Source organism: Roseburia sp. AF42-8, from assembly GCF_003435965.1.
GTDB classification, from domain to species: domain Bacteria; phylum Bacillota; class Clostridia; order Lachnospirales; family Lachnospiraceae; genus Roseburia_C; species Roseburia_C amylophila.
On record NZ_QTVB01000057.1, the window covers coordinates 1 to 10,863 of the forward strand.

At 44.2% G+C, this 10,863-nt stretch carries 10 protein-coding genes and 2 pseudogenes; 3 read left to right on the plus strand and 9 right to left on the minus strand.

The features are described 5' to 3' along the window. The 5 genes and pseudogenes from DW059_RS13900 to DW059_RS13920 all read right to left on the minus strand — a co-directional run. Positions 1-367 (minus strand): annotated as a pseudogene (locus DW059_RS13900) (virulence-associated E family protein); the annotation flags it as partial. Beyond that, positions 336-979 (minus strand): annotated as a pseudogene (locus DW059_RS13905) (CHC2 zinc finger domain-containing protein). The pseudogenes DW059_RS13905 and DW059_RS13900, both read right to left, overlap by 32 nt. A gap of 65 nt (positions 980-1,044) precedes the next feature. Beyond that, the gene (gene mobQ, locus DW059_RS13910; protein WP_002584325.1) at positions 1,045-2,625 is read right to left on the minus strand and encodes a MobQ family relaxase; all 1,581 of its coding nucleotides are present in this window, start codon (positions 2,623-2,625) and stop codon (positions 1,045-1,047) included. Positions 2,626-2,821: 196 nt separating this feature from the next. Continuing rightward, complete coding sequence (locus tag DW059_RS13915) at positions 2,822-3,367, minus strand: AAA family ATPase (protein ID WP_002584326.1); 546 nt, start codon at positions 3,365-3,367, stop codon at positions 2,822-2,824. A 214-nt stretch (positions 3,368-3,581) separates the two neighbouring features. After that, positions 3,582-5,042, minus strand: a complete 1,461-nt coding sequence (locus tag DW059_RS13920) for an Lsa family ABC-F type ribosomal protection protein (protein WP_002584327.1) — start codon at positions 5,040-5,042, stop codon at positions 3,582-3,584. Between the two features lie 725 nt (positions 5,043-5,767). On the opposite strand from DW059_RS13920, the gene DW059_RS13925 reads away from it, so the two are divergent. Continuing rightward, a complete protein-coding gene (locus tag DW059_RS13925; RefSeq protein WP_117699197.1) occupies positions 5,768-6,616 on the plus strand; it encodes a tyrosine-type recombinase/integrase in 849 nt (282 codons plus the stop codon). Next, positions 6,613-7,788, plus strand: a complete 1,176-nt coding sequence (locus tag DW059_RS13930) for an IS91 family transposase (protein WP_117699198.1) — start codon at positions 6,613-6,615, stop codon at positions 7,786-7,788. Before DW059_RS13925 ends, DW059_RS13930 begins: the two co-directional genes overlap by 4 nt. Before the next feature lie 542 nt (positions 7,789-8,330). On the opposite strand, the gene DW059_RS13935 is transcribed toward DW059_RS13930, so the two are convergent. The 3 genes from DW059_RS13935 to DW059_RS13945 are packed head-to-tail and all read right to left on the minus strand — an operon-like array spanning position 8,331 to position 9,146. Beyond that, positions 8,331-8,627, minus strand: coding sequence for a DUF3847 domain-containing protein (locus DW059_RS13935; RefSeq protein ID WP_002584328.1), 297 nt, complete (start codon positions 8,625-8,627; stop codon positions 8,331-8,333). Then, entirely contained in the window at positions 8,620-8,961 is a 342-nt protein-coding gene (locus tag DW059_RS13940; RefSeq protein ID WP_002584329.1) for a DeoR family transcriptional regulator, read from the minus strand. The genes DW059_RS13935 and DW059_RS13940 overlap by 8 nt, the downstream gene beginning before the upstream one ends. Further along, positions 8,958-9,146, minus strand: coding sequence for a hypothetical protein (locus tag DW059_RS13945; protein ID WP_002584330.1), 189 nt, complete (start codon positions 9,144-9,146; stop codon positions 8,958-8,960). The genes DW059_RS13940 and DW059_RS13945 overlap by 4 nt, the downstream gene beginning before the upstream one ends. Positions 9,147-9,629: 483 nt before the next feature. Between DW059_RS13945 and DW059_RS13955 the strand changes: the two genes are divergently transcribed. Further along, positions 9,630-10,436 (plus strand): helix-turn-helix domain-containing protein, encoded by an 807-nt coding sequence (locus DW059_RS13955; protein WP_002584331.1) that lies wholly within the window; start codon positions 9,630-9,632, stop codon positions 10,434-10,436. 118 nt (positions 10,437-10,554) lie between these two features. Here DW059_RS13955 and DW059_RS13960 read toward each other — a convergent pair. Further along, a partial coding sequence (locus DW059_RS13960) for a nucleotidyltransferase domain-containing protein (RefSeq protein ID WP_442969774.1) occupies positions 10,555-10,863 on the minus strand: 309 nt, incomplete at its 5' end.

Below are 10,863 nucleotides of genomic sequence, written 5' to 3' on the forward strand. Positions count from 1 at the left end.
CTGTCCCGTCCCACACAAGGGTATTGAGATAGTCCCGGATGGGATGGTACTTGTTTTCATTCGCCACAATCCCGATGGCGTTATCAATCTTTTTCTCATTGGTAAGCCCGTAGGTTTCTTCCAGATAAAGAAGCAGATACTTCATGTCCGTATCGTTCAGGGCGGTGCTTTCTCTGTGAAAACCGATGGGCTTTATGATGTCCTTGCGGTCAGTCAGGATGTTGTATGCGATAGCCCCTGAAAGCAGAGGGTCACGTTGGAATACGGTCAGGCAGTTCCGTATGCTCTGACGGACACCGCCTTTCTCGGTGGTTTCCAGCCCCGCCTTGATTTCCTCAACGCTCTGGGGCGGCTGCATGGCGTTCATAGTGTTTTTTAGTTCTTGCTGCGTCTGCGGCTGCAAGTTCTGCCATTCGCTGTTCAAGCTGTATCACATCCTTTCCGTAGTCCGTAATCAAATCCGCTTTTTCCTCCGTTTCCCCAAAGAGCAGCACATCCAGCAGATATTCCACTTGGTCTTGCTTCTGTAAGGCTTCCACAAACCGGGGATGAAAGGCTTCCTCCGGGGAGTGCGGGGCGTAGTCCGTTCTCCATGCCATCAGCAGATGGAGATAATCGGCAAGAATACGGAAGCAGCGATTCTTTGCTTCCTGAAACTGTTCCTCCGGGGATTTCTGCCGGGTCTTGGGCTTTTTTACCTTTCCCGGCGGTTTCCAGTCCTCATAGGAAAGCCCGAAGTCCTGTGCCAGCTGTACGGCGGCTTCTTTCTTTCCCAGCCCATACAGGGCGGCGGCAAAATCAATCACATCCCCATCCGCACCGCAGCCGAAGCAATGGTAACGCCGATCCAGCTTCATGCTTGGGGTTTTATCGTTATGGAACGGGCAGCAAGCCATCCCGTTCGACCTACATGGATTCCATAATACTCCGCAGCCTGTCTTGTTGTGACGGACTGCTTCACAGCTTCGAATACATTCAAATCTATCCCTCCTTGAAAATAAGAAAAGCACCTGACATTCTCTAATTGAAAATGGCAAGTGCCTGTTAAAGTTCCATATCCTGTTGTCTGTGTTTCTCCTGTGCCGGGGCGGTTCTTTGTGCTTTTTTCTCGTCAGTCTTATCCTGCAAGACTTCTTTGATGGGCTGCTTCTTGGGCGGCTCTTTGCTTTCCTCTGTGCCGGGTGTGGCTTTCCGTACCCAGTAGCGGATGTCCCGCAGCTTCTTCAAATCCTCCTGTACCTCGGTCAGTGGTACTTTCAGCTCTGCGATTTCGCTGAGAAGCGTTTCCTGCTCCTGTTGCAACTCATTTTTCGTTTTATCCTTATCGTCCGGGTGCTTGGCAAGGTAGTCAGCGGCTTTCTCATACCGGGCAACCTCCGGGTGTTCCTGTTTGAATTTCCCCTTTATTTTCTTAAAAAATATCTTCTGGTACTTCTCATAGACAGCCTTACATTCCTTGCAGTCTGTCCGGCTGGCAAGAATCCCGTCAATCACTTTGCTCCGGGCTTCCTTTGGCTTCATCTGATTGCGGTAATCTGCGGCTGATTTCCCGGAAGATTCCAGAAACGCTTCTAAGTCCTCCACAGTGGAAAGCCCCTTTTGCCGGAGATAGGACAGGGCTTCGCTGACTGCCTTTAAGTCCTGTGAAGTTCCCCGGTTCTGTCCAGCCCTTGTCCAGTCCTTCCGTTCTTCCTTTCGTATCTCCATATACTTCATCAGCAGATTGGGAAGAAGTGTCGCTTCCTCCGCCGCCTTTTGTGCAAGCAGCTCCTTCCGTTTTTCTCCCAGCTCGGTAATCCAGCCTTTGAGGTTTTGGATAAGCTGCCGGATGGACTTCATCAGGCGGTTGGCGGCTCTGATTTCCCGGTTCAGGTTGCCGATATTCGTCTGGATACCTCGCTTTTCCATCTGCCGGACAGCAGTCCCCTCATGGACAGTGGGGACTATATCAAGCCCCTGTCTGGCATAGGAACGCAAGTCCACACGCTCCGGGCGGTCATTGGCGTCCAGATAGCGGTTCTGGATAACCTCCCATTCATGCCGCCAGATTTCACAATACTTCTGGTCGTTCCAGTCCACCGTATCCTCCTTGTGGCTTTTCCACCTGCCGGACGGCAGCTTTATCCGTTCCCCATTCTCGTCAAGGTCATAAACCTTGCGGCTCTTGGGAAGCCATTTTCCATGTTCATCCATTGCCCGCATGGTCAGCAGGACATGGGCGTGGGGATTGTGTCCCGGCGGATGGGGGTCATGGATGGCAAAATCAGCAATCATGCCTTTGGAAACAAACTGCTGTTCACAAAACTCCCGTACAAGGACAGCGTACTGGTCGGGCGGTATCTCTCTGGGAATGGTAAGCACCCACCGCCTTGCAAGCTGGGAGTTCCATTGCTTTTCCACCGCTTCGGCGGCATTCCATAAAGTATTGCGGTCTGCATATTCCTGTGGAGCATTTGCCGGGAGCAGGATTTCATTGTGGACGATACCACGCTTTTCCGGGTAGTGCTTTACTTGCTGGTCGTATTCACAGAACAGCTTTTCGCCGCTTTGGTAAGCAGCGGCGGCAACCGCAGACTGCCGCTGGCTGCGCTGAACAATCGTGATTTCGTTGTGTGGACAAGGCATTTCGTGTCCCTCCTTTCGCTAATTGGTGGATGGGGTGGCGTTTTACCACCTCATTTTGGGCAGAAAAAAAGCAGGAGACCTTTTTCAGATTTCCTGCTCGGTGTGCCACTGTGTGAGCGGCGGGTATTTAGTTGTAAAAGTTCGGGACAAGTTGACCCGATGTAAAGCTAACAAACTGGAATTGCACCAAAACAATCTAAGACAACAACGCTGCCCTACTTGCGATTTTTTCTTGTACTGCGGAAACAGTTTCTTGAATGGAATAAGTGGTCGTATCTATAACATTCGATTCATATATTCCCAGATTGCAAAATTGCTCCCACATGGTTTCTACCAATTCGATATTTGTCTTTCGGTCTAACTTTGAGCGTTCAACAGCTCGCTTCAAGGTTTCTTCCTTACTTGCCCTTAAAATAATATAATGCACCTCATAATGTTCCCGAACAAGACTTTGCCACGGCTTTAAAAACCACGGTCCGATAATACCGTCAACAATTACATCATATCCACCACGAGCATATCGCTTCGCAGCTTCTAAAAACGCTTCAATGACAATCAAATTTTGCTCATTTGATTCTGGCAAATGCGGTGGTATTGCCCCTTTACTCAAATAATGATAAAAGTCATCTGTGTGCATATGCACAGACTTTTCCAAATCTGATTCTTTTGCAACAGCAGATGCCGTTGTAGTTTTTCCTGTCCCCGGCGCACCTGTGATTACAATAATTCTACCTTGATTCATCTATATTTTACCTCCACAAATTACGATTTTCTTAATTCTACAAACTGGAATTTGAGTCTCTGTAAAGCTGGAATTAACCCATACAATTATTTTAATTTAGAGGTTCTTACGCAATTATCCGTATTTTGTAATTTTTCAATACTGGAATGCCAGTGTAAATCAGCATTCTCCATTTTTATTAAAGCGAAAAACGTAAAATTGCGGAAGAACCAATTTAGATATTCACAATTTTACTTGCCACAGTATCTCGAAAAACACTGTCATGTTCTACCAGGAGCATGGTCGGGGCAAACTCCGTTATGAGTTGTTCAATCTGCATACGTGAGTACACATCAATAAAGTTGAGCGGTTCATCCCATACATACAAGTGTGCCTTTTCACAAAGGCTTTTCGCAATTAGGACTTTCTTCTTTTGCCCGCCAGAAAAGTCTTTAATATCCTTTTCAAACTGTACACGCTCAAAGTCCATTTTCCTAAGAATTGCCTTGAACAAACTTTCATCAAGGTTGTTTTCTTCTGCAAACTCGGAAAGGGTTCCACATAAATACGATGTATCCTGTGGCACATAAGAAATTACAAGCCCAGAGCCAAGTGTTACTGTACCCGTATAATCTATGGACTGCCCGACTACCAACTTTAACAGGCTACTTTTGCCACTGCCGTTCTTTCCATCAAGCACAATGCGTTCTCCCTGTCTTATTTCAAACGAAACGGGTTCACAAACTGAAATGCCATCATAATAAACTACTACATTCGATAATGATGCAAGCAAATCTGTATGGTAATTAAGCGGTTGTATCTTGAGGGCTTCTGCGGTTTCCATATTTTTCAGCAATGCTGATTTTTGTTCGATTGTCTGTTGTTGTCTCGCTTCTATAGATTTTGAACGCTTCATCATTTTGGCGGCTTTATGACCGACATAACCTTTATCTGCTGCCCCAATTTTGGAAGCTTCTACACGTTCAGACCATACTGCAGCGCGTTTTGCCGACTGCTGTAATCGTCTGATGTCCTTTTGCAAACGTTCGTTCTGAGCCAGTTCAAATTCTTGCTGTCGCTCAAAATTTGACATCCATGATGAAAAGTTTCCTCTTTGCACTTCGATATTCGCTCGGTTAATCGATAGAATATAGTCAACACAATCGTCAAGAAAGCGACGATCGTGAGAAACTAAGATGAATCCCTTTTTCTTTTTCAGATATGCCGCCACACTTTTTCTCGCTTTGGCATCCAAATGGTTGGTAGGTTCATCAATCAGTAGGAAATGCCCTTCATTAAGAAAAAGAGCGGCAATCAAAACCTTTGTCTGCTCTCCGTTGGAAAGTGTTTCAAAAGGTCGCCAAAGCACATCGACATCAACATCAAGATAAGAAAGTTCTCGCATAAGTTCCCATTCTTCCGCAAGTGGGCAAATCTCCTGCAATATATCCTCTGTAATACGATTCTTATCTGAAACGGGATAAGGAAAATAATCAAACTGTACGGATGATAGGATTTTTCCACTATACTCATATTTCCCAAGCAGAAGATTCAGAAAGGTTGTTTTACCTCGTCCGTTTCTGCCCACAAAACCAAGCTTCCAATCGGTATCAACCTGGAAACTGACATTTTCAAAAACATTATCATAACTTGTCGGATATGAAAACGTAAGGTTTTCAATTTTAATCATTGACATAAATATTATCCTCCTTTGCATGTCATACGATACAAAGTCGGTTCGGTGAATGTTTACTACGTATAGATTTCACCAAAAGGAACCGACACTATACGGAGTGAATCATGTGTAACTATCTGTTCTGCACTATTCATAAAGCACCTCCAAAACAAAATAAGAGCCACAAGAAAGTTTATCCTTGCAGCTCGTCATAGCATAAAATAACACCACTAAGCAAAAGTGGCAACAGCACTATATTGAGTAAGATAGACATATAACTTTCTTGCAATAGACACAATAATGCCAAAGTATAGCACTACCGCATATTTTGATTTTATTTGCAAGAAAAGTTAATCATCTTCCCACCTCTTTCTAAATTTCAAAATATTATACCATAAATCGCAGGCAAATACAAGTGGTTATAAAAATTTAACAAATCGCTTATAATACAATCATATAACTTTACGCATTCCTTACTGACCGTAAAATTCCGATTGAACAAAATCGCTGCGCGATGGCCTGCCAAGGCTTTGGCGCAGTTTTATTTTTATTAAAAAAGCAGTGGAATTACTTTCCATAATCCGTTATTGTTAAGTTACCACACGAAACAACTGAACTAAGAAAGCTCCACTGCCTATGATAAGAATAACATTTTCCAGTCTCTTCCGCAATCGGAATTATGACGCTAATGCACCTCCGAATAGGTAGATGTAATTATTAACACTACTTATTCTGGAGGTTTTATTATGTATAAAGATATTTTTGAATCTATCCGCAATGAAGCGGAAAAACGTAACCTGCGTGAAAGAACTATTCAACTGTATTGCTCGGATGTCAGTTACTTCCTTCGTTGGATTGGAAAAAATGTTTCTGATCTTACACTTGAAGATGCGGAAAGTTTTCTTACTGCCAAACGTCTGGAAGGAAGGTCTCCTGAAACTCACAATCACTATCGGTCTGCAATAAAGTTCTTATATAAAAAGGTGCTGAAGACTGTCTGGGATGATGACACTGTCCCGGCTATGAAAAGAGAGCGCAATCTTCCTGCCGTTCTGTCCTGCGATGAAATAAATGCAATCATTGACGCCACCCCGAATCTGAAGCATAAAGCGATTATTGCAACTATGTATTCTTCCGGATTACGTGTATCGGAGGTCGTTCATCTCCATTATGATGACATTTCCCGTACCAACATGACAATTCATGTTCGTGAAACCAAAGGCAGAATTGACAGGTATACGATTCTGTCTCAAAAAAATTTAGACCTTCTCACTGAGTATTGGTACAAATGTGGTCGCCCTAAAGATATCCTTTTCCCAAGTTCCTGGACCGGTGGATATCTTGATATAGCCAGTGTTAACCAGTTCTTTAAGAAAAGTGCTAAACTCGCCGGCATTACCCGTCATGTTTCCTCTCATGCATGTCGTCATAGTTTTGCCAGCCACCTATTCGAAAGTGGCACAGATATAAAATATATCCAGTCACTTCTTGGACATGTTGATCCTCGCTCTACAGATGTTTACCTTCATGTGAGCAACAAGACACTTCTTGGGATCCGCAGCCCGTTCGACAACCCGGAAGGTGGTGAATCATGAGTAAGGATTGTACGATTCAGGATGTTTTTCATCGTTTTTATTCATCATTTGAATCCACACATGATATTTCTCCCGCTCAGCGAAAGGCCGCTTACCACATCATGAATTGCAAAACTGGTGCCTTTGGTGTGAATGTAAGCGTATGCGAGGACTGCGGCTGCATATCAGTCCACTATAACTCCTGCCGTGACAGGTGCTGTCCTATGTGTCAGGAGTTTCCAAAAGAAAAATGGGTAGATGCACGGCGGGAGGATATCTTAGATGCCCCTTATTTCCATGTAGTTTTTACAGTTCCAGAAGAACTTAATCCCATTATCTACAGCAACCAGAAATTCTTATACGCTGCTCTTTATCATGCGGCTTCAGATACTCTCAGTGAACTTGCTGCTGACAGTAAATATCTTGGGACTGATATCGGCTATATTTGTATCCTCCATACATGGGGAAGCACCATGAATTTTCATCCTCATATCCATGCGATTGTTCTTGGTGGAGGGCTGGATGTGAAAAATCATTGGAAAGACAACGGGAAAGAGTTTTTTCTTCCGATTAAGGTGATCTCCAAAATATTTCGTGGAAAATATATAGCTGAACTTAAGCAGCTCTGGGAAAATGACAGGCTTGAATTTCATGGATCGGCTGCACCTTACAAAAACTACTATACTTTCAAGGAATTGTTAAATACCTGCTATACAAAGGAATGGATTCCTTATTGCAAGAAACCATTTGACAGTGCCGAATCTGTCATCAGATACCTTGGAAAATACACCCACCGGATTGCTATCAGCAACTACCGTATCAAAGACATGACAGAATCTACAGTTACTTTTTCCGCTAAAGATTACAAAAACCAAGGGCTTTGGAAAGAGATCACCATATCCGGCGAGGAATTTATCCGTCGATTTTTAATGCATGTTCCTCCAAAACGTTTTGTACGTATCAGGCACTATGGTCTTCTTTCATCCAGAAATAAGAAGAAAAAGATTGCCCTATGCAGAAACATCCTTGGCTGCAAAAAATGTATTTCCAAACTGAAAGATATGGATGCACCTGCCATTATCCGTCTTCTTTACAATAAAGATATATGCAAGTGCTCTTCCTGTGGTGGTAAAATTATTCCTCTGCCTACAGAACAACATTTTATAAAACCAAAACCACATATGCTCTGTTAACGTATCGTAACTGTATATTTTTTTAGCTTCCTTAAGGAGGGAGGCTTATTTCTGGTGTCATAATACAGGACTGAATTATAAATTCTATGTGTTTCTATGTGTACACGCTATCCTATTACAAATAGAGTGTCAGAATTAAAAGTCCATATAGAGCTGACGCGCTTTGTTCAACCAGAAAAAATCGAAATTGATGCAAACGAAAGGGCAGTTAGTGAAAAATCTTAATACTGCTTTTTCGTTTGCACCACCTTCGATTCTTTCCTTAACGATTTATTGCTGACTTTATTATACTTTATTGCCTATCGAAAAGATAGCATATTTTATGAAACTTGTCGGCTGGGAACAGCTTGCAACGCAAGGTGTCCCCAGATGACAAGTCCACAAAAGGGTAGCTGGCGGTAGCCAGCGCAGGGGAAGCGTAGCGTCCCCTGTATGATTTGGAGCAGACCATGACTGCGAAAAATCACAGCCCTCCGGCAAGGAGCCTTCGGAGAACGCAATGCACCAACCTTTGGGTGGTGTATAATTGCGCCCTTAGTAAACTAAGGGGTTTCCGGCTTCTCACGTTCCAGCAGTTTCTTCAATAGTTCCTGCGTGTCCTGCCTGTGAAAAATGAGTGTCAACAACAGCATGACATCATCATCTGTCAGGCGTTCCGGCTCTTGCAGAAAACTTTCCAGCATACCGCCACGAGTACAGAGCCGGTGTGTCCGTTCTTTTCGGGTAAGCTGCTTTAGCTGGTGCTGCAATGCCTTTTCATCATTGATGGCTTTCCGCAGTTTCTTTTCACTCTTTTCCAACTCTCGGTTGAGCTTTTCCAGCTTTGAGGTATCAGGCAAGGGCAGCGTCCTCCTTTCCCGGTATCAGCACATAAATCCTGTTTGGTTCTCCAACGCCCTGACGCACTCGCATGATCAGTCCGGCGGTTTCCAGTTCATTCAGAGAACGCTTGACCGTCATGGGGCTGCGGGACAGGACTGCGGCAATGGCTGTGACAGGGAAGCAGATAAACAGGATTCCGTTCTCGTCCTCCTGTCCGTTGGATAGCATAGCGTCCAACATCCGGCAGTACATGACCTTTGCGGTGCTGCTGACTGGAAATCCTGTCAACGCTCTGGGAAAGGGCATACAGGGCGGCAACGGTGTGCCTATCGTCATAAATTCAAAATTCATTCGGTGTGTTCCTCCTTTTTCTTTGCTCTTTTGGATAAATAACGGGGGCAGTCAACCACAACCGCCCGGAAGCTCTGCTTGCACCCATGCTTGCATTTCCGGCATAATTCGTTGTAAGTGACACGCCCCCGGTCATTGAGGTAAAAAGAAAGCTCATGCTTCCTCTTTTTGCTCATTCTCGGCATATTGCGTTTCCTCCCGTTTTAGTGTATAGTTTCGGGGCGATTTTCGGCAAAATTACGGTCATAGAGCCGTCTAAAATCTCCAGAAGTATCAGCAATAGGGTAGACTATCCCCCTATCAGATTGTCGTGTTTCGGTATCATTTCGGTATCAGTTCGCCAGTTCTCCCCGGTGTCGTTCCTCCCCTGAATCTCACAGCGGCGTATTGCTCCCTTTGGTACGCTCGTTTCGGTCAGGGTTCCTCCATATCCCTGCCAAAAGTCATGGCGCTACATCGCCGGGGAAGCATATCCCACACAGGCTGGTCATTCGATTGGAATAATCCATCGATGAACTACCTGTATCATAGAACATTTTTGTGCCCTGTGCCGTATGTCCACAAAGTAGGAATTAAGGGTAAAAATCAGAAATTTCCACGATTGCGGAAAGTATGATATAATCCAGTTAAGCGGCAGTAATGAAACCGCCGGAAAGGAGCGTGCGCCCATGAAAGGAGCGACAAGCATACAGGAACGCCTTTGGGAACTCCGCAAGGACAAAGGCTTAAATCTGGAAGAATTATCAGAGCTGACGGGCATTTCCAAATCAGCTCTTGGCAGTTATGAAAAAGAGGATTATAAGGAAATCAATCATGGCAACCTTATCACGCTGGCAGACTTCTATGGGGTTTCCGTTGATTATCTGCTGTGCCGGACAGAGAACCGGGAGCAGATCAACACGCCACTAACAGAGCTGCATTTGAATGATGAGATGGTGGCACTTCTGAAAGGCGGTCGGATTAACAACCGTCTGCTCTGTGAGCTTGCCACTCATAAGGACTTTATCAAGTTTCTTGCGGACATTGAGATTTATGTAGATGGGATTGCCACCATGCAGATTCAAAACCTCAACGCCCTTGTCGATACTGTCCGGCATGAAATCATTGAACGGTATCGCCCCGGCGAAGACGACCCGCATTTGAAAGTGCTGCAAGCCGCCCATATCAGCGATGATGAATATTTCAGCCACATGGTTCTTGATGACCTCAATCTCATTATCCGGGATATTCGGGAAGCCCACAAAAAGGACAGCGAGAGTGCGCCCCAGACCACCGTTGCCGATGAATTGAAAGAAAATTTGGAAGCGGTTGAAAATTTCAAGGGCAGTCGGGATGAAAAGCTGGTTGTCCTTTACTGCAAGCAGCTCGGCATCAACTATAAAAATCTGTCAGACGAAGAATTTCGCTGGCTCATTCGGATTCTACAAAAATCAAAGAAAACAGGAACTCCTATCAGTCAAAGGAAAAAACGGTAAAGAAAAACCGCTGTTGCATGGTTGTGTTTGCTTCCATGTAGCAGCGGTTGGTGCTATACTTATTCAGTTAAAATTTCAAAGCGATAAAGTGGAATTTATCTTAGAAATTACAGCAATGTTATTTTGATAAACTTTCAAGAATTGAAATATCATGCTTATCTTTATCTCTTAATTCATAACCTGAATGGAAAACTCTTTGGCCTTTTAAGGATATACAAGGAATTGTTTTTCCTTCAAAAAAAGCACTACCAAAGTAATCTTTTTCAAACTCATACCAGCCACCCTCTAAATCAGCTTGTTTTGAAGTTCCGTCCTCACTTAAAACGAACGGGTGAATGTCTAAGTAACCAAGTTCATCACTATATAACTCTATTCTAACCGGTTTCCAGTCTGTATCAATTTTATAGCCCAGATTCAAAAGCACATT